We start from the raw sequence: 22,732 nt of genomic DNA on the forward strand, positions 1-22,732 counted from the left end.
ATAATTCCGGCGCATATTATCAAGTGAAAGCGTCTGATGATGACTATGACCGCAATTGATGAAACCGTGCCTAATGCCAGACAGGCACGCAATCGCAAGATGATACAGCTTTGGCTTTATGCGGTTTTAATTCTGTGTTTGGCAATAGTCATTGTTGGCGGTGCCACGCGTTTGACCGGATCGGGATTGTCGATCACCGAATGGAAGCCGGTTCACGGTGTCATCCCGCCAATTGGTGAAGCCGAATGGCAGGACGAATTCGAGAAATATCAACAGATAGCCCAATATAAAGTCGTCAATCAGGGAATGACACTTTCTCAATTCAAGGGAATATTCTGGTGGGAATGGGCGCATCGCTTGTTGGCACGTCTTGTCGGCGTTATTGCTTTATTCGGTCTTATCTGGTTCTGGGCAACGAAGCGGATAGAGAAAACCTTTCTTCCGCAATTGATAGCCGTTCCGGTGATTATTGCCGTTCAGGGTGCAATTGGCTGGTGGATGGTTGCTTCCGGTCTCGGTGCCAGTGATTTGACGAGCGTCAGTCAATATCGTCTCGCAATCCATCTTGTCACGGCTTGTATTGTGGTGATTTTTGTCACTTATGTTTCACGCGGACTTGCCGACTATAGCGACAAGCCTGCCAATCGCAGCATACAGAAATTTGCCGGTTGGCTGGTGTTGATGGTGCTTGTACAAATTTACCTTGGTGCGCTTGTCGCAGGATTGCATGCCGGCAAGGTTTATAATACCTGGCCTTTGATGGACGGGCAGTTGGTGCCGGAAGGCTTGCTTGCCGATCAACCGACGTGGCGGAACTTTTTCGAGAACAGACTGACTGTGCAATTTGTTCACCGTTGTTTTGCCTATCTTCTGTTGTTGGCAGCGCTTGTCCATGCTTTGAAGGTTGAAAAGCTCGCTTCGGGAACAACACATGCAAGGCGTGCAATGCTGCTGCTTGTAGCAATCATTGTGCAGGCTGTTTTCGGCATCATCACCTTGTTGCTGGAAGCTCCGATCAGTTGGGGATTGATCCATCAGGGCGTAGCGTTACTGGTTCTTGTATTCGCTGTTGCCCATTGGCGTGCGACCAAAGGTGCCTATCCGGCGGAAACAAGCGTAAATAAAGCGAGAGAGTTAAGCGCATAACCGGAACCATGATTATTGGAACTGACCGGAAACGCTGTTTTTCTAGTCTGCTGAAAAGCCGAAGAGTGAATTCTTAAATAAAAGGCCGGCTAAAGAAATAGCCGACCTTTATTTTTACATTTAAATTTTTAGATTTTAGTGATGTTACGGTGTCATGATTTTCCGATCATCAGATCAAGATTCTGCACAGCAGCACCGGAAGCACCTTTACCCAAATTATCAAGTACCGCCGAAATATTGTAAATTCCGGCAGCATCATCGCCAAATACAAATATTTTCAGCTTGTCGGTGTTAGCAAGCAGCTCGGCATCAAGGCGTACCAAACGGTTATTTTCTTCTTCTGTGGCGACGCTGATAAGTTTGCTATGACGATAATGGTCATTGAAAATTGTTCTTAGATCATTGCCGGTGACGTGTTTTTTCAAAAGAGAGTTGTGAAGAGGTATATTCACAATCATACCTTGAGGAAACCGTCCGACACTGGGCACAAAAAGCGGTGTTTTTGCCAGTTTCCCATGAACCCGAATTTCCGGCACATGCTTGTGTCGGAGATTGAGTCCATAAAGGAAATAATTGGCAGTAATCCTGTCATCGCCGTTCTGATTTTCCATCTGGCTTATCATTTTTTTTCCGCCGCCGGTATAGCCCGACACCGCATTGATGGAGACCGGAAAATTCTCGTCTATAAGATTCGCTTCGCGCAATGGCCGGATGATACTGAGCGCTCCGGTTGGATAACAGCCGGGATTGGCGACGAATCGTGCGGAACCAATCCGCTCTGCTTGCCCTTCGGTAAGTTCGGCAAAACCATAGACCCATTGTGGCGAAATACGGTGAGCGGTCGAACTGTCAATAATGCGTAATTTGTGGTTTTCAGCAACGGCATTGACTGTTGCAATCGCCGCATCGTCGGGAAGACATAAAATGGCAATATCGGCTTCGTTCAAACGCTCGAAACGTGCAGCATCATTGTGCCGGTCTTCCAAAGGGATGGAAAGAATTTCGAGATCATCGCGTGATGCCAACCGCTTCCTGATTTGTAAGCCGGTTGTACCATGTTCACCATCAATAAAAACTTTTGTCCGCATTGTTTTGTACCTGAGCGTCTTGGCGATATGTTCCAAATGATTGACCGGATTGAAGTAAACCGGATTTTGGAAATTTGGAAGAACATATAACCTATGAACATTGCCATTATGGAGAAAGCCAATATACCTGCTTCAGGGAATAAAAAAACAATTCTTTTTTCAATATTTGCGCGTTTTTCAATATTTGTGCGTTTATATCAACAGGACTGCTAACAGGGGTGTGAAAACCGCAAAAAGATGATTGCCAAATAAAATTGGTAAAAACCGGCCATTTTTGTGAAGATTTTTTGCTAAATATTGGCTATTGGCTGTGAAAGCGTATAACATATTGTAACGCTGTGATAATTATTGAGCGGCTATTTTTCATTGTTAGGAATATTTCCCATGAGCGACCAAGTGGATGTGGCGCAAAAGCGCTTTTTTAATGACGATCTTCAAACAACTGATTCCGAGATCTATGATGCCATTCGCGGCGAGCTTTCCCGTCAGCGCGATGAAATCGAGTTGATTGCATCGGAAAACATCGTATCGCGTGCTGTACTTGAAGCACAAGGTTCGGTTCTTACCAATAAATATGCCGAAGGTTATCCTGGCAAACGTTATTATGGCGGCTGCCAATATGTTGATGTGGTTGAAAATCTTGCAATAGAACGGGCCAAAAAGCTGTTTGGCGCAGCCTTTGCAAATGTGCAGCCGAACTCCGGTAGCCAGATGAATCAGGCGGTCTTTTTCGCGCTCCTGAAACCGGGCGATACATTTATGGGTCTTGATCTCAATTCCGGCGGGCATTTGACCCACGGTTCACCGGTTAACATGTCAGGCAAATGGTTTAACGTGGTTTCCTATGGTGTGAGACGCGACGACCAGAAAATAGACATGGACGAAGTCGCACGTATTGCCCGCGAAAATAAGCCCAAGCTTATACTTGCTGGCGGCACGGCCTATTCCCGCTTTTGGGATTGGAAGCGCTTCCGTGAAATTGCCGATGAAGTCGGCGCTTATCTGATGGTCGATATGGCGCATATTGCGGGCTTGGTCGCAGGCGGTGTTCATCCTTCACCGGTACCTTTCGCCCATGTTGTAACCTCGACAACACATAAATCCTTGCGTGGGCCGCGTGGCGGCATGATTTTGACCAATGATGAGGCAATCGCAAAAAAGATCAACTCGGCTGTGTTCCCCGGTATTCAAGGCGGGCCGCTCATGCATGTCATTGCTGCGAAGGCTGTTGCATTCGGTGAAGCATTGCGCCCGTCTTTCAAAACTTATGCGAAAAATGTTGTTGCCAATGCAAAAACATTGTCGGCCCGCTTGATTAAAAATGGCCTTGATATTGTATCGGGTGGCACTGATAACCATTTGATGCTGGTTGATTTGCGGCCGAAAAACGCTACAGGTAAGCGTGCAGAAAGTGCTTTGAGCAGGGCGCATATCACCTGCAATAAGAACGGCATTCCCTTTGATCCCGAAAAACCGTTCGTTACATCGGGTGTAAGACTTGGTACACCGGCTGGAACAACACGCGGTTTCGGTGAAAAAGAGTTTGATGAGATAGGCGAGCTGATTTCGGAAGTTCTGGATGGCCTCAAAGCTGCAAATTCGGACGAAGGCAATGCCGCTGTTGAAGCGCATGTACGCGAAAAAGTTCATGCATTGACTGAACGTTTTCCGCTATATCCTTATCTTGGTTAATGATTTGAACGGAGTAAAAAATGCGGTGTCCTTACTGTCAATCGGAAGATACCCAGGTAAAGGACTCGCGTCCGGCCGAAGATGGCTCGGTTATCCGCCGCCGTCGCATATGTCCTGTATGCGGCGGGCGGTTTACCACATTCGAGCGTGTGCAATTGCGCGAATTGATGGTGACAAAGAAAAGTGGACGACACGTCCCCTTTGATCGAGACAAGTTGATGCGGTCTGTCGAAGTTGCCTTGCGCAAGAGGAATGTTGATCCCGAACGGGTTGAACGGGCAATATCCGGTATAGTTCGCCAGCTTGAAAGTTCCGGAGAACCGGAAATATCGACCGAACAGATCGGTCACCTTGTCATGGAAGCTTTGAAGGGCATTGATGACATTGCCTATATCCGTTTTGCTTCGGTCTATCGCAATTTTCGCAATGCCAGTGATTTTCACGATGTAATTGATGAGCTGTCGGATCGTGACGGAGATAAAGACAACATTAAAAATGGCAGATAGAGCTGACGATTATCGTTTTATGGCGGCTGCCATTCGTCTGGCGCGTCGGCATCTTGGCGAAACGGCTGAAAATCCTTCTGTGGGTGCTATTATCGTCGGGGCTGATGGCACGACGATTGTCGGCCATGGCGTAACGGAAACCGGTGGCCGACCACATGCGGAAACACAAGCGTTAAAAATGGCCGGTGAAAATGCGCGTGGCGGCACAGCTTATGTAACGCTTGAGCCTTGTTCACATTACGGGAAAACGCCGCCATGTGCGAATGCATTGATAAATGCAGGAATAAAACGTGTCGTCATATCCATTCGCGACCCGGATAAAAGAGTTTCCGGACGCGGGATAAGAATGTTGGAAGATGCTGGGATTGTTGTTGAAACCGGCATATTGGCAAATCAGGCCTATGAAGGACTGAGTGCATATCTTGTAACAAGACAATTGGCCCGTCCCGAAGTCACTTTGAAGATGGCTATTTCGGCAGATAACGGTATCGGTGTGGAAGGCGAGCGAAATGTTCAGATCAGCAATGGAATATCGCATTCCATAAGCCACATAATGCGCGCTGAAAATGCAGCAATCGCAGTTGGAATAAAGACTGTTTTTGCCGACAATCCCGAACTTACCTGTCGTTTGCCGGGGTTGGAAGAACGCTCCCCAATACGTGTCGTGATTGATCGCAAGCTTTCGATTGGTGAGAATTGCCGCTTGGTCGAGACGGCAAAGCATGTACCAACCTGGATTATCGCAGGCAAAAATGTGGATCCCAAGAAAAAGGCGGACCTTGAAAAGAGTGGAATCGATATTTTTGAACTTGATGATAAGGATGGTGAATTTGCACCGCGAGATATTCTTAACACATTGTATCAAAAAGGTATTTCAAGCCTTTTGCTGGAAGGGGGAAGGGCAACGGCATGTTCTTTTCTCGATCATGGGCTGGTTGACAGGATTGCACTCTTCCGTTCAAAACTTATATTGGGAAAAAAAGAAATAGCTGCCCCCGATTTCAGCAAGTACCTTGTGAACTTCAACAAGGTCAATGAGGCCAATTTTGGCGAGGATAGTTACAGTGAATGGAGATGTCGTCGCGAATGTTTACCGGAATAGTAACGGATATAGGTGAAATAGCCGATTTAGAGCCTCTCAATGAGGGACTGCGGATCAAAATCCGCAATCATTACGATGTGAACACAATCGATATTGGTGCGTCGATTGCCTGTTCCGGTATTTGCCTGACGGTGGTCGATAAATCGGGAGATCATGCGCCAGAATCGTCATTCACTGTTGAAGCATGGGAAGAAGCTTTGCGCCTTACCAACATTTCAAGCTGGAAGGTTGGAAGTCATGTCAATCTTGAACGTTCATTGAAACTTGGCGATGAAATGGGCGGGCATCTTGTTTCCGGCCATGTTGATGGTCTGGCTGAAATTGTTGAAACTTCGGAAGAAGGCGACGCCAGAAGGTTTCAACTAAAAGCACCGGACGAATTGGCCCGTTTTATTGCCCGTAAAGGTTCTGTTGCCCTGAATGGCACATCTTTGACAGTCAATGCTGTCAAAGACAATTTGTTCGATGTATTGATTATTCGTCATACGCTGAATGTAACGACCTGGGGCGAGCGGAAAACGGGTGATCTCGTCAATCTGGAAATAGACCAGTTAGCGCGTTACGCCGCGCGACTTTCCGAATTTGTCAGGTAACCGGTTACTATACAGTCCGATATTCATTTGTATCCATTTACCCTTAGTCCTTAAATATCCTTTTCGTTGGAAGCAATTTAAGAAAAGCAGCTTTCGCATTTTCAAAAACTGTTCTAAATGAAGGGATATTGGCTCAACCTCATTGTTGTGATGGGCTTTGAGGGACGTAAAGTGCCAACCCGATTGTTGAGTTATAGGATCAGATTATGACAAAGAAAAACGTAAAGAAGGCTCATCTCCTTATTGTAGAAGCCCGGTTTTATGAAGAAATTTCGGACGCCTTGTTGAAAGGTGCAACAGAAACACTTGAACAGGCTAACGCAGATTTTGATGTTGTAACTGTTCCGGGAGCTTTGGAGATTCCGGCAGCGATTGCATTTGCCGAAAAGGGTGAAAAAAAATACGACGGTTATGTCGCATTGGGATGTGTTATCAGGGGTGAGACATACCATTTTGAAATCGTTTCTAACGAATCATGTCGGGGCATTGCAGATTTGAGCGTTCGCAAACGATTGGCTATCGGCAACGGTATTATCACAGTCGAAAATGAAAAACAGGCATGGGCTCGCGCTTTGCCGGATAAGAAGAACAAGGGTGGCTTTGCCGCCGAAGCCGCATTGCATATGATCGCACTGAAAGACAAATTCGGAGCAAATCGTTGAATAACACTTCTGCCAATAATCGTAATGGGTCGCGCCGTGCAAATAAACGCGGCGCGGCGCGTTTGGCTGCTGTCCAGGCTCTCTATCAGATGGATGTTGCCGGTACCGGTATTCTTGAAATAACCTTGGAATATGAAACTTATCGGTTGGGGCAGGAAGTCGATGGCGAACAATATCTTGAAGCCGACCCACAATGGTTCCGTGCTATTATTGCCGGTGTGGTGGAAGAGCAACGCCAACTTGATCCTATGATTCGTCAACATTTGCCTGAAGACTGGCCGCTGTCACGTATTGATTCAACTTTACGTGCGATATTGCGGGCCGGTGCCTGGGAAATAAAAAACCGTAAAGATGTACCGGTTGCTGTCGCAATCAGCGAATATGTCGATATTGCCAAAGCATTTTTTGATGGTGATGAACCGAGGATGGTCAATGCCGTGCTTGATAGAATGGCAAAAGAATTGCGCGAACAATAAAGTTGCAAAAGCTGAAATTGCATTCAATATTTAAAAAAAGCTCTATCGGAAGATAGAGCTTTTATTTTTGTCTGCCGGTTTTTCGTTTTCAGTAAACGGGATGAAAGCCTTAATTTACTGCCGAAATCGGCTTTGCGGGCAGGAAAATTTACCTGCCCGTTTGTGGCAATTGGGGAACGCCCTTCGAGCCTTTTATCAATTGCGACAGGAACGACTGGTCATGACCACCTGTTGGCGTTGTCTGGGTGATCGTATCGATAACTTTTCCGTCTTGCAGGCCATAATTCGCTATCCGTTCAACCTGACCGTTCTTGTTGAAATAGATAGCCAGAATTTTACGATCAACAATCTTGGGCTTCATGAATTGTGCACCGCGATAGCGCGTTTGCGAGATGTAATAGAAGACCTCGTTATCATACATTGCAGTCATTGAAGGTGAACCGAGGGCGAGCAAAACCTGATCGCGGCTTGAACCCACCGGCACAGAAGCAAGTGCCGACTCGTCGAGCACATAACCTTCATTGTATGTTTGGCTTGTCTTGAGGAAATCATGGGATTTGCAGCCACTCAATGTGATTGCCGTAGCAGCGATTAAACCGATAAGTAACCCATGCTTAGCTTGGGTTTTAATGCGGATCGTGTGAAACAATGACATCTCCATCTAACGCATGGCGGGGGAAAAACTATTCTTCAATCTTTTTGCCTAAACCACCTTAAAGCCGTTTGCAATAGATTGCATCGTTGCCGACTTCTATTTATTAACAATGAGTATGGAAAACAGGAAACATTTTACGTCGTTTTATACACCTCATCTTGCCTGTGCAGAAAAAGATGCATGTATCAAACACAGTTTTAAAGTTGAACACTGGAATGAGGCCCATTATGCACAATAATGACCACACAAACGAAAACGATTGCCATCTCATGAGTTTTGCAATCCATTATCCGGTCAATGTTCGTTCATTGCCGGTAAAAGGTGTGCGAATAAAAATTGATGCAGACGAAAAAGAACGCCAAAAACTCAAGGAAAACCATGGTCTTTTAAGCGTCGATTCATTTCATGCGGATGTCCATGTTTCGCCGTGGAAAAAACGGGGCGTTCGTATCAAGGGAAAGTTTGAAGCAGACATTGTCCAGGCCTGTGTCGTTACACTGGAACCAATTCCCGAACATGTTGAAGAGGAAGTTCAATCGGTTTTTATTCCCGAAGACTCCAAGCTTGTGAAATATGAAGAGCTGGATCATACGGGCGAAGTCTTCATTGATGCGGAAGGGCCTGATACGCCGGAAGTATTTCATGGGGATAGCATAGATGTCGGTGCTTTTCTGGAGGAATTCTTCGAGCTTTCTTTAAATCCTTATCCGCGAAAGGAAGGGGTTGATGGCAACTATATTGAAGACACCGGAAATGAAGAAAAAGAACCTTCCCCTTTTGCTGTTTTGAAACAACTGAAATCGTAATGGTCGTCGAAAAAACAAATTTTATAGTTGTATAATGGCTTAAAACCGGTATTTTCGGCTTAAAGTTTCATGCGCCATCGCAACCAAGTGACGCGGCCTTATATAGAATTAGAAACTAATAGGACATTTGAGAGTGATCAGAATTTCTGTGGATGCAATGGGCGGCGATTTCGGCCCTGAGATCACAATTGCCGGTGCTGCAATTGCGCAGAAGCGTTTTCCTGAAATACGTTTTATTTTTTATGGTGTGGCAAGTGCGGTAGAACCGGTTTTGAAACGTTATCCGGAGCTTGGTTCTTCTTCGACATTCATTGCAACCGAAACCTACACACGGATGGATGAAAAACCCAGTCAGGCTTTGCGTAACGGCCGTGGCAAATCATCCATGTGGGCAGCAATCGAAGCTGTTAAAAAAGGCGAGGCGGATGCTTGTGTGTCGGCCGGTAATACCGGCGCGTTAATGGCAATGTCCTATTTTTGTCTAAGAATGATGGAGGAAGCCGATCGGCCGGGTATTGCGGGCGTGTGGCCGACTTTGCGCGGTGAAAGCATTGTGCTCGATATTGGTGCGACGATCGGTGCTTCCTCCGATCAGCTCGTTGATCTGGCAGTGATGGGGGCAGGTATGTTCCGCGCACTTTATAATGTCAAACGGCCAACAGTAGGCTTACTCAATATTGGTGTCGAGGAAGTCAAAGGTCTGGATGAAATCAAACAAGCCGGTATGATGTTACGCGAGATTGGTCTCGATGGGCTGGAATATAAGGGCTTTGTCGAAGGAAACGATATTGGTAAGGGAACAGTAGATGTCGTGGTGACAGAAGGTTTTTCCGGAAATATCGCATTGAAAGCTGCTGAAGGAACAGCGCGGCAAATGGCAAAAATTTTGCGGGAAGCCATGTCCGGTTCATTGTTGACAAAGATCGGCTATCTTTTATCAATTAGTGCTTTTCGTAAGCTCAAACAGAAAATGGATCCTGGCCGCGTGAATGGCGGTGTATTACTGGGACTTAACGGAGTTGTTATCAAAAGTCATGGCGGAACCGATGCAGATGGGTTTGCTTCTGCTTTGCGTGTAGGCTATGAAATGGTTAACAACAAGCTTTTGGAGAAAATTGCAGCGGATTTGAGGCATTTTCACGATAAAAAACCGGAACTTCTCGACCATGGTGACCACACGGTACATGATTGAAAACATAAACAAACGCATTGATAACTGAACATTGATTCGCTGGTTAAGGATAGAACTGAATGATTCGATCTGCCATATGCGGCATAGGCAGTGCGCTGCCAAAAAAGAAGATGTTGAACAGCGAGCTTGAGGGGATTGTCGAGACATCCGACGCATGGATCGTTCAACGAACAGGAATCCGCCAGCGCTATATAGCCGGTGAAGGCGAGACAACGGTCTCTCTGGGGACTGCCGCCGCAAAGGCCGCTCTTGATAATGCAGGGCTTACAGTTGCCGATATTGACTGTATAATCCTTGCCACGGCTACGCCAAACCACACATTTCCTGCGTCTGCTGTCGAAATCCAGAACGCCTTGGGGATGTCACACGGTTTTGCTTTTGACGTGCAGGCTGTCTGTTCGGGTTTCATTTTCGCGCTCACAACTGCCGACCTTTATTTAAAAGGCGGCATGGCAAAGCGGATATTGGTTATCGGTGCCGAGACATTTTCCCGCATTCTTGATTGGAATGATCGTTCGACTTGCGTGCTTTTCGGTGATGGCGCCGGTGCCGTTATCCTTGAAGCAATCGAAAGCGGAAATGGCGATAATAGTGACCGGGGTATTCTTGTTTGTAAACAGCGCTCTGACGGTGCATTTGTTGACAAGCTCTATGTTGACGGGGGGCCGTCAACAACGCAAACAACCGGTCATTTGCGAATGGAGGGGCGCGAAGTCTTCAAACATGCGGTCGGAATGATTACCGACGTTGTGGACGATTGTTTTTCGGCAACCGGCATTTCTCCATCGGAACTTGACTGGTTTGTTCCGCATCAGGCTAACAAACGTATCATTGATGCTTCGGCAAAAAAACTCGGCATTGCCGACGAAAAAGTTGTTATCACTGTCGACCAACACGGGAATACTTCTGCTGCGTCGGTTCCTCTGGCACTTGCAGTTGCTGTTAATGATGGTAGAATTAAAAAAGGTGATCTTGTCATGTTGGAGGCGATGGGTGGCGGATTCACATGGGGAGCAATTCTTATCCGCTGGTAACCGCAAGACGGGTTGACCGATCATAAATATAACGTATATGTTTTTTGTACTTCAGTTTAAAGAAGGCGATAGTTATGTCTGGTACTACAGTGACGCGCGCAGATTTGGCGGATGCAGTTTGCAGAAGAGTTGGCCTGTCACGTACAGAGTCGGCTTCGTTGGTTGAAATGATCCTTGACGAAGTTTGCGATGCAATCGTTAAGGGTGAAACTGTCAAATTATCTTCATTTGCAACTTTTCATGTTCGCAATAAAACCGAACGCATTGGCCGTAATCCGAAAACCGGTGAAGAAGTTCCGATTTCACCGCGTCGCGTCATGACATTCAAAGCATCCAATGTTTTGAAGAAAAAAATTCTGGATGGCCATCGTTCAAAAAAATCCTAGATCGGCATAACAGTTTCAGTTTTGCTAAAGTTCGTGTTATTGATAGCTATTGTGATAATTATCTATCAATGAAGCTGCAAGACTTTCACACAGGCTTGAAAGGCTGAAAGCGTTTGAAGACGCCGGAACTTAATATCAGGCCAAACATCAAGTTGCAGTCGGCAAAGGGCAAAAAATGGATAAAAGTCCGGATGCTTTCCGTACCATCAGCGAAGTTGCTGAAGCGTTGGATCTCCCCCAGCATGTTTTGAGATTTTGGGAAACACGTTTTTCACAGATAAAACCGTTAAAGCGCGGTGGTGGCCGTCGTTATTATCGTCCGGCCGATGTTGATTTACTGAAAGGCATTCGCCAACTCTTATATGAACAGGGCTATACCATTAAAGGCGCGCAACGTCTGTTAAAGGACAATGGCATCGCTTTTGTTGTCGCCTTGGGTAACGGTGATATTGCGGCGATTGATGCGATTACGCAAAAAAAGAAAGCCGAGGAAGAGGCTGAAAATACCCCGATTCCAGCCAAACCGCAGCAATCCAAAGGCTTATTCAGCTTCATGAAGTCCGATTCGGATGCGGAAGTGGGGGGCAGCAATATCGGAAAAGGCAAAGATAACAAAACGCTACTGCAAGAAGCGCTGTTTGAATTGATTGAATGCAAAAGAGTGCTTGACCGCGCCCGTTAAATGAGGGCAGGGGCGAGAAACCTTCGGCTAAACGGTTTCCTGTTATTGAAATCTCCTCCTTTGCATTGAAAGGCTGCTTTCGTTCTGAATTCACGGTTTTTGCAAGCAGCCGCCACCGTTCTTCAAAATTAATTTTTCCGAACAGTCGCTACAGTCTCGGCAATGAATAATTCAGTTCTGTCATTCATGAAACAGTTTCAATAACAATATATTTTAATAACATTATAGGCGCAGAAGTTAATCAGGCATTATCCATTTCAATTAGAGGTTATTGTTTAAAAAATACCATTATAAAACATGTATAATAAAAAAATAATATAAATTATTTTATATTATGTTATTAAGTATTTATAATGTAAATTTATAAAATGGTTTTTTATATTGAAAAATGTATTTTTATTTACTGGTAAGAGTTTAATAGTTTTTAAAATATGCACCTTATGAAATAAACCGGACAAAAACGTAATAACAGCCATCCGGTTGGATTTGGCCGCAAGTAAGCGGGTGAAAAAGTCATTTTCTTGTTCTGACAACTATCAGCGGATCAAAACCGGTTCCGATATTCTTTCTATTGAAAATTATTTTAGTCCTGTCACAGCGATGAAAACTCGGTGATTTTTGCAATCAAGCATTCTGAAGGCTCATTCTTTATATAAACGTTACCTCTCACCAATTTTTGTATTCGTCGTTGTCTTGCTCGTTATCGTCCCGACCGGCTGATATTTTGCGAAAAAACCGGTGGTAGCTTTGAGAAAAAGTTGAAAATTTATCAGCAATCTTATTCCGTGATAATCCGATATGTCTTTAAGTTCGACCGTTCTTCATCGGCAAGAATCGTTACTGATTTCGGGAGCACAGTCGCAGTTTTAATGCGACCTTCTAATGTCGAGAGACTGAATTTTAAAATTGTTGGAATTGCCTCGTCAGCCATTGAAGAGGGGGTTTCAAAAAAAGCTTTTAAAGTCGGGAAGCAATAGAACCGATAATCGGGATGGTGTCGAAACACAATCGGAAAAACGGATAAATGGAAAACAGATGGTGGGCGTGACAGGGATTGAACCTGTGACCCCTACAATGTCAATGTAGTGCTCTCCCTCTGAGCTACACGCCCATCTGATGTTGGTGCATACACCATATCAATTCAGTCAGGTCAATGCCTTTTTAAAAAAAATAGTTCATAATCCGGAAAAAATGGAAATTTAAAACCTGTTTCCTAGGCTGCTATCAACATTTTTTCGACTTCCGAGACGAGTTCTCGCAAATGAAACGGTTTTGATAGTACTTTTGCGTCGCGTGGTGTGTTGCTATCGGAATTGAGTGCGACCGCTGCAAATCCGGTAATGAACATGACTCGTAAATCCGGATCTATTTCGGTTGCGCGGCGCGCCAGTTCGATGCCATCCATTTCCGGCATAACAATATCGGTCAGGAGCAGCGAAAAGGGTTCTTCCTGTAGGCGTTCATAAGCGCTTGCACCGTTATCGAAATCGGTAACTTCGTAACCGGCCCGTTCCAGGGCTTTTGCTAAAAATCGACGCATATCGTTATCGTCTTCAGCAAGCAAAATTCGTTTCATTATAGTGTCCAGCAGTTGTTTATTTGAATTGGATGCTTATCTCTTTCGTATTCATACAATAAATTAGGTTCGTAAAAAAAGCGATAAAGGCTGTCGGTGCAACTTTGTTTCTCATAATGGTTAATTCGCGGTTGCGAATGAAGGTGCATTCGGTTTACGGTTTTTATTGAAAAAGACATTGATTGCAGGTTTTGGAAATGGATTTAGATGGTGTTGCAGCGTTCCAATATTTTGAACCGGCTGAACTCAGAGTTCCGTTTCTCTTCAACTCGCCCCATTCGGGGCGTGTTTACCCCAAGAGCTTTTTAAAGCAGTCGAGTCTGGACAATTTTACAATACGCATATCGGAAGATTGTTTTGTCGATCTTCTCTTCCGCAATGTCGTCGAGCTTGGTGCAGCTCTCATGGCGGCAAATTTCCCGCGCTCCTTTCTGGATGTCAATCGCGAGCGCGATGAACTTGATGGCGACATGTTTTTCGAGCCATTGCCGGAAGATGTTCCGAAGCCTTCGACACGTGTTCTTGCGGGCTTGGGAATCATACCGAGGATTGTTGCAACTGGCGTTCCGATTTATGACGGGCGTATTCACTTGAGCGATGCTTTGGAGCGTATCAACGGGCTTTATGTACCTTATCATGAACATCTCGCAAGGAAACTCGATGAGATGCGAGAACGTTTCGGATTTGCAGTTCTTATCGACTGCCATTCGATGCCGGGAAAACTGAGATTTTTTAATGGCGGTCAACAACCCGATTTTATTCTGGGCGATCAATATGGCCAGTCTTGTGCGAATGCTTTCGTTGAATATGTAACCGATAGATTGGAGCAAAAGGGTTATAATGTCGCTCTCAATCGGCCTTATTCCGGAGGTTTCATCACCGCAAATTACGGTCGACCTTGCGAAAATATTCATGCTCTTCAAATAGAAATTAATAGAAGCCTTTATCTGGATGAAATTACGTTGGAACCCAATCATAATTTTCCGGTCCTGCAAAATGACCTCACGGGGCTTGCTTCGGATATTATGGCCTTTCCCGAAGGTCATTTCATGACCACGAAAGTGGCGGCAGAATAATTATTTTTTAAATTTGAGACAGATTTTCAAATCGGTCGAACGGTTGAATAATATGGCAAATTGTCGGGATAAGAATATCGCAGGTGGAAATTCACGCGCAATCGGAAATGTAATGCCCGACATTGAGTTTTCCGACAAAGCCGGTTAAAACTTTTTGTCTAATCCGTGCCGTAATGACCGTAATACAAGTGATCGGGAGCAGATGATGACCAATCTTCCAGGATTTGATTTCTTTGAAAAACTTGCGCAAATCGCTGCCGATACATCGCTTCCCTTTTTTCGGCATTCGCTGTCGATAGACAATAAGGATAAAGAGGGGTTTGATCCGGTTACAATTGCCGATCGCAAAACCGAAATCGCTTTACGGGAATTTATTCATCAGGAACGTCCGGATGATGGAATATTGGGAGAGGAATTTCCCACCTTGAAAGGACTGAATGATAATGTCTGGGTCATTGATCCGATTGACGGAACGCGCTCTTTTATTACCGGAATGCCAATTTGGGGAAGTCTCGTCGGCCTCATGAAAAGTGGAAAAGCAGTTGCCGGCATGATGGCTCAACCTTTCACCCGTGAAATATATTATAGCTGTGGCAAGGGAGCTTATTTGAATACGCTGCTTGATGGTAGCCATCGTAAACTGGCCGTCAGCGACTGTAAAACACTTGATAAAGCCACAATGTTTACAACCGCTCCGGAGCTGTTTGAAGGTGAATCAAAAACACGTTTTGAAAAGCTGGTAAAGAAAGTCCGCTTAACGCGTTACAGTTCGGATTGTTATGCCTTTGCTATGCTTGCTTGCGGTTTTGTCGATCTGGTAGTGGAAACAGGGCTGGAGCCATATGACATTATGGCGCTCATACCTATTGTCGAGCAGGCAGGCGGCGTTATCAGGCAGTGGAACGGTGGTGGTGCGGAAGAAGCCGGAAATATTATTGCAGCTTCAACGCCGGAATTGTTCGATGCAGCGTCATCTATCCTCAACGGTTAATATCGTAAGCATTGGTGCCCGGTATAAAAGCATCGAATAAAGCCCAGAATTGTTTTTTGTGCCAATCACTTGCGTGAAATAGGTCGTGGCTTGCTCCCGATAGTGTGATTGTATCTGCAAGCCTGACATCATGACAAAATCTGCGCACCTCAGATGCGCTAGCTAGGCTGTCATTATGGCTGGTCACAAACAATGCCGGAAAGCGCTGGTCGTTTTTTTGTAAACGTTGTTTTGCGTAAGCAGCCGTTTCAAAGATGTCTGCCAGCCAGTGCCTGTCAAGCAGCGGGAGCTGTTTTTGTTCATTATGATCCGATCCAGCGGTTAAAGGGGAACAGGATTTACGAACCAGACATGCGCTTTGTTTCAATTTCATCCTGCCCAAACCGAAATCGCTCAGTGTTTTGTTGATTTTGTAATGAATGCCGCCGATTCTATAGCCTAACGGGCTAAAAAGGGGTGAAATACCGATGAGGCGGTCGCATTGATTGTTAATGACATCTATCGCCGAGATAGCGATGAGACATCCCGTTTCATAACAGAGAAAATAATAAGGAGGCGGGCAGTCGGTATAAACAATTCGATGGAGGAAATCATCAAGGTCACCTATATGCCGGTTAATGTCGAATCTGTGTCGGAAATTTTCGTGTTTGCCTTTATTCGGCGGCAGAGAACCGCCTTGCCCGTACCAGTCGAATGATGCATAGGAAAAACCACGCTCGTCAAGCTTTGAAAACAGTTCTTTATATCTTGCAATATTGTCGGCTACACCTTGCAGGAAAATAACCGTACCTTTTTGATAGCCGGATTTTCTTGTATATTTTATAATTCGCAATTGTCTGTTATCCGACGTCTCAAGCATAGAAGTATGCAGGAGCGGCATCGGCATTTCATCTTTCAAAAGGCAGGCAGGCAATTATCGCATCTTTCTTTGCTGGTCATTGACGAACAACAATTATCTATTCCGCAAAATTTAAAAAAGCATTTCTTGTTTGCCGGAAATATCCGGTTGCCGTTGCAATTGCCTGCCGAAGACGTGGGCCGAATACGTGGATTGACGTGCGGAATTTGAAGCTCCATGAACCCGCACTTCGACAAGCCCGACCTGATCGCAGAATTTTGCGGTAACAGCTTATAGTTACGAGATTTTTTCAACATTTTCTCTGAAAAAAATTAACAGGACAAATAATGGCACTTGAAAGTCGGCTAACGGATAACCACATCATTAATGCGATCGCCGATACGGGGTCGCTGGTTATATTGATCTGCCTTTTTGGAGATCGTGATAACCAAACAAATCGTCGCTCTGAAGGAGGGCAATTATTATGCGTCAAGTAGACTTTTCACCATTATATCGTTCAACTGTCGGTTTTGATCGTTTATTCAATATGTTTGATACAATGACCCAGCCGGAAAGCGTTCAGACTTATCCGCCTTATAATATTGAACGGTTGAGCGAGAATTCTTATCGGATTTCTATGGCTGTTGCCGGTTTCTCCGAAGATGAAATTGATATTGAAGCACAAAGTCATCAACTCACTGTCAAGGGCGAGAAATCGCATGAGGAAGAAAATGACGAAGGCGATTTCCTCTATCGCGGAATAGCATCGCGGTCCTTTGAACGGCGTTTCCAATTGGCCGATCATGTTGAAGTGGTTGGTGCGCAACTTCAAAACGGTTTGCTTCATATCGAATTGAAACGGGAAATTCCCGAAGAGATGAAGCCACGTAAAATTACGGTTGAAACGCCGAAAGCTTCCAATAGCAATAAACGTGCACAAAAACACGATATTCAAGTTGAAGCTGCTGAATAATTATTCTTGAACTTTGTTCGTTAAGGGCGTGTCCCATGTGTTTAACATGGGGCACGCCTTTTTTATTTCTGCCATTCTGAGAGGACAGTTAGAAAATGTCCCGAACAATCTCCGATACAGATTTATCGGGTATTAGGATGTGTATAGTGTTTCTTCATGTATCGGCCCGTTGCAGCACCATACCGGAAGAGAAGGAGTCCGGATAAAACTGGGGCGAACTTCCGGAAATTTGTTATTATCACCGTCTAAAAAAACGCTTAAAAAAATAATATGAATTAAAAATCAATTTTAAAACAATAAAAATAAAAAATAATTAAAATTATTGAAATAAAATTTCAATTTTAACATTTGCCAGTTGAAAACTTAGAACCTTTCTGACATAGCTTTAAAAAAGAGAGATTATGCAGTGCCATTCACAGTTTTTGCAGAATGGATCAGCAATTTTCTGTCATAATTTCTGGATCGGTTTTCGTAAAAAGGGCTTTCTAAATGTCGGATAGCGTTACTTCAGGTAATAATATTACTCAAAAGGGGTCGATAACGTCATCATTATCGAGTGGGGGTGCTACGGCCGCTTATGGACTTCCTGCTGCGCAGGGGTTGTATAATTCCCGCAATGAGCATGATGCCTGTGGCGTTGGATTTATTGCCCAGTTAAAAAACGTAAAGTCGCATAAAATCATCGAAGACGGGCTTTTCATGCTCGAAAATCTGACCCATCGCGGCGCTGTCGGGGCTGATCCGCTGGTCGGCGATGGTGCCGGTATATTGGTACAGATACCGGATCGTTTTTTTCGCGAAGTTATGGCTGAACAGGGTGTAGAATTACCGAAGGCCGGCCAATATGCTGTCGGACATATTTTTATGCCGCGTGACGAAGCTATGCGCGCCCATATCGAACAGATCGTCAAGGAAGTGATTGCTTCCGAAGGGCAGCATTTTATAGCGTTTCGCGATGTGCCGGTTGATAATTCTTCGCTTTCCAAGGCTCCGGCTATTGTTGCAACCGAACCTGTTCACCGGCAGGTTTTTATTGCTCGTGATCCGTCGATCAAGTCGGATGATGATTTTGAACGTCGTCTTTTTGTATTACGTAAAGTCATATCGAACCGTATTTTCCATGAAACCGGCGGCAGGGATAACGGCTTTTATGTTGTTTGTTTGTCATCGCGTACGGTTATCTATAAAGGCATGTTTCTGGCTTTTCAGGTCGGTGCTTATTATAAAGACTTGCAGGACGAGCGTTTTGAAAGTGCTTTGGCGCTTGTTCACCAACGCTTTTCAACCAACACGTTTCCATCATGGAAGCTTGCCCACCCTTACCGTATGATTGCCCATAACGGTGAAATCAATACGTTGAGGGGAAATGTGAACTGGATGGCTGCCCGTCAGGCTTCCGTCGACTCGGAACTTTTCGGTAACGATATTTCCAAGCTCTGGCCTATCTCTTATGAAGGCCAGTCGGATACTGCGTGTTTCGACAATGCTTTGGAATTTCTCTGTCAAGGTGGATATTCGCTTCCACATGCGATGATGATGCTTATTCCGGAAGCATGGGCGGGCAATAGTCTGATGAGTGTCGAAAGACGCTCGTTTTACGAATATCATGCAGCGCTGATGGAACCATGGGATGGACCTGCCGCAATAGCATTCACAGATGGTCGCCAGATTGGTGCTACCCTTGACCGTAATGGTTTGCGTCCTGCACGTTATATTGTCACAGATGATGATTATGTCATTATGGCTTCCGAAGCCGGTGTTATTCCGGTTGAGGAAAAGCACATTGTTCGCAAATGGCGTTTGCAGCCGGGGAAAATGCTGCTTATCAACCTCGAAGAAGGGCGCATTGTTTCTGATGAAGAAATAAAGTCGGAAATTGCTTCCAAACATCCTTATCGTAAATGGCTTGATAATACCCAACTTATTCTGGAAGATCTGGCTCCGGTCGAACCTAGATCACTGCGCAAGGATGTTTCGCTCCTCGACCGTCAGCAGGCATTCGGTTATACGCAGGAAGACAAGAAATTTCTGCTTTCTCCCATGGCAACAACCGGACAGGAGCCGGTTGGTTCGATGGGCGTTGATACGCCGATTTCGGCAATGTCCGACAAGTCGAAATTGCTTTATACCTATTTCAAGCAGAATTTTGCGCAGGTAACGAACCCCCCGATTGACCCGATACGTGAAGAACTGGTGATGAGTCTGGTTTCATTTATCGGTCCGCGGCCGAATATATTCGATTTGATCGGAACATCCCGTAGGAAGAGACTGGAAGTTCGCCAACCGATTTTGACCAATGGTGATCTTGAGAAAATCAGAGCGATTGGCCAGACGGAAGATCATTTTGATACCAAGACAATCGATATTACCTATTCTGTACAGGAAGGCGCAGCCGGTCTTGAAGGTGCGGTCGAGCGGCTTTGCGAGCGCGCAGAGGCTGCAGTTCACGGCGGTTACAATATTATCATCCTCTCCGATCGCCAGATTGGACCGGATCGCATACCGATACCGGCATTGCTTGCAACGGCTGCCGTGCACCATCACTTGATTAGAAAAGGGTTGCGCACTTCCGTCGGCTTGGTTGTCGAAACCGGTGAACCGCGTGAAATCCACCATTTTTGTTGTCTTGCCGGTTATGGCGCGGAAGCAATCAACCCCTATCTCGCATTTGATACTTTGATTGATATGTTCGAGCGCGGCGAGTTTCCGAAGGAAGTCGAAGAGCACGAAGTTATTTATCGTTACATCAAGTCGATCGGTAAAGGCATGCTCAAGGTTATGTCCAAAATGGGCATTTCGACTTATCAGTCCTATTGTGGAGCGCAAATTTTCGATGCGGTCGGTCTGAAGCAGTCTTTTGTAGACCGTTTCTTTACGGGAACAGCTACAACAATTGAAGGGGTTGATCTCGATCAGATTGCAACCGAAACGGTAAGACGGCATACGTCGGCGTTCAGCAATGATCCTGTTCTTCTCAACTCTCTGGATGTCGGTGGTGAATATGCCTATCGTATTCGCGGTGAAACACATATCTGGACACCGGATGCGGTTGCAAGCTTACAGCATTCTGTTCGCACATCCAATCCGGCGCTGTTTACGGCTTATTCACAACGTATCAATGGTGAAACAGCGCGCGCCAAGACGATACGTGGTCTCTTCAAGATCAAAAGTGCCGAGGAACGTGGTGCTAAACCGGTTGCTATCGAGGATGTCGAACCGGCATCCGAAATTGTAAAGCGTTTTTCAACGGGCGCTATGTCTTTTGGCTCCATCTCTCGTGAAGCTCATACCACATTGGCTCGCGCCATGAATAAAATTGGCGGAAAATCCAATACCGGTGAAGGTGGAGAGGAACCTGATCGCCTCTATCCCTTGCCTGATGGTACACAAAATCCCGAGCGTTCGTCTATCAAACAGGTAGCGTCGGGGCGTTTCGGTGTTACTGCCGAATATCTGGTGAATGCAGATGTCATCCAGATTAAAGTGGCTCAGGGAGCAAAGCCCGGAGAAGGCGGACAATTGCCGGGACATAAAGTTGATGCAACAATTGCCAAGACCCGTCACTCGACGCAAGGTGTCGGCCTGATTTCACCGCCCCCTCACCATGACATTTACTCGATTGAAGATCTGGCACAACTGATTTTCGATTTGAAAAATGTTAATGAATACGCTGACATTTCTGTCAAACTCGTCTCCGAGGTTGGTGTTGGAACAGTCGCAGCAGGCGTTGCAAAAGCACGTGCGGATCATATCACCATATCGGGTTATGATGGCGGTACAGGGGCAGCTCCTTTGACATCGGTCAGAAATGCCGGTTCTTCTTGGGAAATGGGGCTCGCCGAAACCCAGCAAACCCTGGTACTTAACGGTTTGCGTTCGCGTGTGGCATTGCAGGTCGATGGCGGTTTGCGCACTGGTCGTGACGTTATTGTAGGCGCACTTCTTGGGGCAGATGAATTCGGCTTTGCAACAGCTCCGCTGATTGCGGCAGGCTGTGTCATGATGCGGAAATGCCATCTTAACACATGCCCGACCGGCGTTGCGACGCAGGATCCTGTATTGCGCAAGCGTTTCAAAGGAACGCCTGAACACGTTATCAACTTCTTCTTCTATCTTGCTGAGGAAGTGCGCGCTATTCTGGCACATATGGGCTTCAAAAAGCTTGATGATATTATCGGTCAGTCGGATTTGTTGGATAAACAGCCGGCAATCGATCATTGGAAGGCAAAGGGACTCGATTTCAGCCGGATATTCTATAAACCGGATGCCGAGAAGAAGCAGATAAGGCACACCGAACGTCAACATCATCCGATTGAGGATATTCTCGATCGCAAGCTTATCGAAAAATCACAGGCTGCGTTGAACGATAAAAAGCCTGTCGAATTCGAGACATTGGTACGCAATGTTGACAGATCGGTTGGTGCCATGTTGTCGGGAGAAGTTGTGCGGCATTTCCGCCATAAAGGTTTGCCCGATAATACAATCAACATCCACTTCAAAGGCACAGCCGGCCAATCTTTCGGCGCGTTTCTTGCCAAGGGGATAACCTTCGATCTCATTGGTGACGGTAACGATTATGTCGGCAAGGGTCTTTCTGGCGGCAGGATAATTGTTCGTCCTCCGGAAGATAGCAATGTTGTCGCCGAAGATTCGATCATCGTTGGTAACACTGTGCTTTATGGCGGCATTGAAGGTGAATGCTATTTCCGTGGCGTTGCGGGAGAGCGTTTTGCTGTACGCAATTCCGGTGTGGCTGCGGTTGTTGAAGGTGTCGGCGACCACGGTTGTGAATATATGACCGGTGGCATTGTTGTGGTGATCGGCAAAACCGGACGCAACTTTGCAGCAGGTATGTCGGGCGGTGTTGCCTATGTTCTCGATGAGGCAGGCGATTTTGCACAAAGATGCAATATGGCTATGGTCGAACTCGAGCCGGTTCCCGAAGAAGACGATATGCTTGAAAAACTTCACCATCATGGTGGCGACCTTATGCATAAAGGCCGTGTCGACGTATCGGCCAATATGACCCACCACGATGAAGAGCGGCTGGCGCAGATGATTGCCAATCATCTTCACTATACAGGCTCTGAAAGGGCAAAAGAGATCCTTGATAATTGGGATCAATATCGCCCGAAATTCGTCAAAATCATGCCGGTCGAATATCGCCGCGCTTTGGAAGAAATGGAACAGATGCGTATGGAAACGGCTGCCGAATAATCGGCAGCCAGATACATCGTTCAAAAGTCAGATACGGAAAC

At 45.7% G+C, this 22,732-nt stretch carries 21 protein-coding genes and 1 tRNA gene; 17 read left to right on the forward strand and 5 right to left on the reverse strand.

The window, feature by feature from the left end; genetic code table 11:
* The first annotated feature begins 39 nt into the window (after window positions 1-39).
* Entirely contained in the window at window positions 40-1,146 is a 1,107-nt protein-coding gene (locus tag H3S94_RS06435) for a COX15/CtaA family protein (protein ID WP_198231333.1), read from the forward strand.
* Between the two features lie 152 nt (window positions 1,147-1,298).
* Here H3S94_RS06435 and argC read toward each other — a convergent pair whose 3' ends face one another.
* Window positions 1,299-2,234, reverse strand: coding sequence for an N-acetyl-gamma-glutamyl-phosphate reductase (gene argC / locus H3S94_RS06440; RefSeq protein WP_198240597.1), 936 nt, complete (start codon window positions 2,232-2,234; stop codon window positions 1,299-1,301).
* Window positions 2,235-2,618: 384 nt separating this feature from the next.
* Here argC and glyA point away from each other — a divergent pair, with 384 nt between their 5' ends.
* The 6 genes from glyA (at window position 2,619) to nusB (ending at window position 7,265) form a co-directional block, all read left to right on the forward strand.
* Window positions 2,619-3,926, forward strand: a complete 1,308-nt coding sequence (glyA, locus tag H3S94_RS06445) for a serine hydroxymethyltransferase (RefSeq protein WP_077991948.1) — start codon at window positions 2,619-2,621, stop codon at window positions 3,924-3,926.
* 20 nt (window positions 3,927-3,946) lie between these two features.
* Complete coding sequence (gene nrdR, locus H3S94_RS06450) at window positions 3,947-4,432, forward strand: transcriptional regulator NrdR (protein ID WP_077991950.1); 486 nt, start codon at window positions 3,947-3,949, stop codon at window positions 4,430-4,432.
* Window positions 4,422-5,534 (forward strand): bifunctional diaminohydroxyphosphoribosylaminopyrimidine deaminase/5-amino-6-(5-phosphoribosylamino)uracil reductase RibD, encoded by a 1,113-nt coding sequence (ribD, locus tag H3S94_RS06455; protein WP_198240598.1) that lies wholly within the window; start codon window positions 4,422-4,424, stop codon window positions 5,532-5,534. Before nrdR ends, ribD begins: the two co-directional genes overlap by 11 nt.
* Window positions 5,519-6,127, forward strand: coding sequence for a riboflavin synthase (locus tag H3S94_RS06460; RefSeq protein WP_077991954.1), 609 nt, complete (start codon window positions 5,519-5,521; stop codon window positions 6,125-6,127). The genes ribD and H3S94_RS06460 overlap by 16 nt, the downstream gene beginning before the upstream one ends.
* Before the next feature lie 206 nt (window positions 6,128-6,333).
* Window positions 6,334-6,789 carry a 6,7-dimethyl-8-ribityllumazine synthase gene (locus H3S94_RS06465; protein ID WP_077991958.1) on the forward strand — a complete coding sequence of 152 codons (456 nt, stop codon included), beginning with the start codon at window positions 6,334-6,336 and terminating at the stop codon, window positions 6,787-6,789.
* Window positions 6,786-7,265, forward strand: coding sequence for a transcription antitermination factor NusB (gene nusB / locus H3S94_RS06470; RefSeq protein WP_198240599.1), 480 nt, complete (start codon window positions 6,786-6,788; stop codon window positions 7,263-7,265). The genes H3S94_RS06465 and nusB overlap by 4 nt, the downstream gene beginning before the upstream one ends.
* 148 nt (window positions 7,266-7,413) lie before the next feature.
* Here nusB and H3S94_RS06475 read toward each other — a convergent pair whose 3' ends face one another.
* On the reverse strand, window positions 7,414-7,926 hold the full coding sequence (locus tag H3S94_RS06475; RefSeq protein ID WP_369805230.1) for an outer membrane protein assembly factor BamE: 513 nt from the start codon (window positions 7,924-7,926) through the stop codon (window positions 7,414-7,416).
* Window positions 7,927-8,147: 221 nt separating this feature from the next.
* On the opposite strand from H3S94_RS06475, the gene H3S94_RS06480 reads away from it, so the two are divergent.
* The 5 genes from H3S94_RS06480 to H3S94_RS06500 all read left to right on the forward strand — a co-directional run bounded on the left by H3S94_RS06480 (window position 8,148) and on the right by H3S94_RS06500 (window position 12,020).
* A complete protein-coding gene (locus tag H3S94_RS06480; protein WP_225868155.1) occupies window positions 8,148-8,726 on the forward strand; it encodes a DUF177 domain-containing protein in 579 nt (192 codons plus the stop codon).
* 133 nt (window positions 8,727-8,859) lie between these two features.
* The gene (plsX, locus tag H3S94_RS06485; protein WP_198231027.1) at window positions 8,860-9,918 is read left to right on the forward strand and encodes a phosphate acyltransferase PlsX; all 1,059 of its coding nucleotides are present in this window, start codon (window positions 8,860-8,862) and stop codon (window positions 9,916-9,918) included.
* Window positions 9,919-9,977: 59 nt separating this feature from the next.
* The gene (locus H3S94_RS06490; RefSeq protein ID WP_198231028.1) at window positions 9,978-10,952 is read left to right on the forward strand and encodes a beta-ketoacyl-ACP synthase III; all 975 of its coding nucleotides are present in this window, start codon (window positions 9,978-9,980) and stop codon (window positions 10,950-10,952) included.
* Between the two features lie 74 nt (window positions 10,953-11,026).
* Window positions 11,027-11,338: an integration host factor subunit alpha gene (locus H3S94_RS06495; protein ID WP_077991967.1), complete on the forward strand. Its 312-nt coding sequence runs from the start codon at window positions 11,027-11,029 to the stop codon at window positions 11,336-11,338.
* 175 nt (window positions 11,339-11,513) lie between these two features.
* Window positions 11,514-12,020: a MerR family transcriptional regulator gene (locus H3S94_RS06500; protein ID WP_077991968.1), complete on the forward strand. Its 507-nt coding sequence runs from the start codon at window positions 11,514-11,516 to the stop codon at window positions 12,018-12,020.
* A 1,036-nt stretch (window positions 12,021-13,056) separates the two neighbouring features.
* Here H3S94_RS06500 and H3S94_RS06505 read toward each other — a convergent pair.
* Window positions 13,057-13,131: transfer RNA gene (locus H3S94_RS06505), tRNA-Val, on the reverse strand.
* A gap of 102 nt (window positions 13,132-13,233) precedes the next feature.
* Window positions 13,234-13,596 (reverse strand): cell cycle two-component system response regulator CpdR, encoded by a 363-nt coding sequence (gene cpdR, locus H3S94_RS06510; RefSeq protein WP_075870787.1) that lies wholly within the window; start codon window positions 13,594-13,596, stop codon window positions 13,234-13,236.
* 197 nt (window positions 13,597-13,793) lie between these two features.
* Between cpdR and H3S94_RS06515 the strand changes: the two genes are divergently transcribed.
* Window positions 13,794-14,672, forward strand: a complete 879-nt coding sequence (locus H3S94_RS06515) for an N-formylglutamate amidohydrolase (RefSeq protein ID WP_077991973.1) — start codon at window positions 13,794-13,796, stop codon at window positions 14,670-14,672.
* 202 nt (window positions 14,673-14,874) lie between these two features.
* Window positions 14,875-15,663, forward strand: coding sequence for a histidinol-phosphatase (hisN, locus tag H3S94_RS06520; RefSeq protein ID WP_370541005.1), 789 nt, complete (start codon window positions 14,875-14,877; stop codon window positions 15,661-15,663).
* On the opposite strand, the gene H3S94_RS06525 is transcribed toward hisN, so the two are convergent.
* Window positions 15,653-16,522, reverse strand: a complete 870-nt coding sequence (locus H3S94_RS06525; RefSeq protein ID WP_198240600.1) for an alpha/beta hydrolase — start codon at window positions 16,520-16,522, stop codon at window positions 15,653-15,655. The genes hisN and H3S94_RS06525 overlap by 11 nt on opposite strands.
* A 326-nt stretch (window positions 16,523-16,848) precedes the next feature.
* On the opposite strand from H3S94_RS06525, the gene H3S94_RS06530 reads away from it, so the two are divergent.
* The 3 genes from H3S94_RS06530 (at window position 16,849) to gltB (ending at window position 22,691) form a co-directional block, all read left to right on the forward strand.
* Window positions 16,849-16,998, forward strand: coding sequence for a hypothetical protein (locus H3S94_RS06530; protein WP_188318087.1), 150 nt, complete (start codon window positions 16,849-16,851; stop codon window positions 16,996-16,998).
* On the forward strand, window positions 16,986-17,474 hold the full coding sequence (locus tag H3S94_RS06535) for an Hsp20 family protein (protein WP_077991977.1): 489 nt from the start codon (window positions 16,986-16,988) through the stop codon (window positions 17,472-17,474). Before H3S94_RS06530 ends, H3S94_RS06535 begins: the two co-directional genes overlap by 13 nt.
* A gap of 519 nt (window positions 17,475-17,993) precedes the next feature.
* On the forward strand, window positions 17,994-22,691 hold the full coding sequence (gene gltB / locus H3S94_RS06540; RefSeq protein ID WP_369805738.1) for a glutamate synthase large subunit: 4,698 nt from the start codon (window positions 17,994-17,996) through the stop codon (window positions 22,689-22,691).
* Window positions 22,692-22,732: the final 41 nt, after the last annotated feature.

This window comes from Bartonella sp. B10834G3, from assembly GCF_016102505.1.
GTDB classification, from domain to species: Bacteria; Pseudomonadota; Alphaproteobacteria; order Rhizobiales; family Rhizobiaceae; genus Bartonella; species Bartonella choladocola.

What these genes read in the sequence shown, in the direction of transcription:
- H3S94_RS06435 (WP_198231333.1), top strand. Translation starts at nt 40, where the DNA reads ATGACTATGACCGCAATTGATGAAACCGTGCCTAATGCCAGACAGGCA.
- argC (WP_198240597.1), bottom strand. Translation starts at nt 2,234, where the DNA reads ATGCGGACAAAAGTTTTTATTGATGGTGAACATGGTACAACCGGCTTA.
- glyA (WP_077991948.1), top strand. Translation starts at nt 2,619, where the DNA reads ATGAGCGACCAAGTGGATGTGGCGCAAAAGCGCTTTTTTAATGACGAT.
- nrdR (WP_077991950.1), top strand. Translation starts at nt 3,947, where the DNA reads ATGCGGTGTCCTTACTGTCAATCGGAAGATACCCAGGTAAAGGACTCG.
- ribD (WP_198240598.1), top strand. Translation starts at nt 4,422, where the DNA reads ATGGCAGATAGAGCTGACGATTATCGTTTTATGGCGGCTGCCATTCGT.
- H3S94_RS06460 (WP_077991954.1), top strand. Translation starts at nt 5,519, where the DNA reads ATGTTTACCGGAATAGTAACGGATATAGGTGAAATAGCCGATTTAGAG.
- H3S94_RS06465 (WP_077991958.1), top strand. Translation starts at nt 6,334, where the DNA reads ATGACAAAGAAAAACGTAAAGAAGGCTCATCTCCTTATTGTAGAAGCC.
- H3S94_RS06475 (WP_369805230.1), bottom strand. Translation starts at nt 7,926, where the DNA reads ATGGAGATGTCATTGTTTCACACGATCCGCATTAAAACCCAAGCTAAG.
- H3S94_RS06480 (WP_225868155.1), top strand. Translation starts at nt 8,148, where the DNA reads ATGCACAATAATGACCACACAAACGAAAACGATTGCCATCTCATGAGT.
- H3S94_RS06490 (WP_198231028.1), top strand. Translation starts at nt 9,978, where the DNA reads ATGATTCGATCTGCCATATGCGGCATAGGCAGTGCGCTGCCAAAAAAG.
- H3S94_RS06495 (WP_077991967.1), top strand. Translation starts at nt 11,027, where the DNA reads ATGTCTGGTACTACAGTGACGCGCGCAGATTTGGCGGATGCAGTTTGC.
- H3S94_RS06500 (WP_077991968.1), top strand. Translation starts at nt 11,514, where the DNA reads ATGGATAAAAGTCCGGATGCTTTCCGTACCATCAGCGAAGTTGCTGAA.
- cpdR (WP_075870787.1), bottom strand. Translation starts at nt 13,596, where the DNA reads ATGAAACGAATTTTGCTTGCTGAAGACGATAACGATATGCGTCGATTT.
- H3S94_RS06515 (WP_077991973.1), top strand. Translation starts at nt 13,794, where the DNA reads ATGGATTTAGATGGTGTTGCAGCGTTCCAATATTTTGAACCGGCTGAA.
- hisN (WP_370541005.1), top strand. Translation starts at nt 14,875, where the DNA reads ATGATGACCAATCTTCCAGGATTTGATTTCTTTGAAAAACTTGCGCAA.
- H3S94_RS06525 (WP_198240600.1), bottom strand. Translation starts at nt 16,522, where the DNA reads ATGCTTGAGACGTCGGATAACAGACAATTGCGAATTATAAAATATACA.
- H3S94_RS06530 (WP_188318087.1), top strand. Translation starts at nt 16,849, where the DNA reads ATGGCACTTGAAAGTCGGCTAACGGATAACCACATCATTAATGCGATC.
- H3S94_RS06535 (WP_077991977.1), top strand. Translation starts at nt 16,986, where the DNA reads ATGCGTCAAGTAGACTTTTCACCATTATATCGTTCAACTGTCGGTTTT.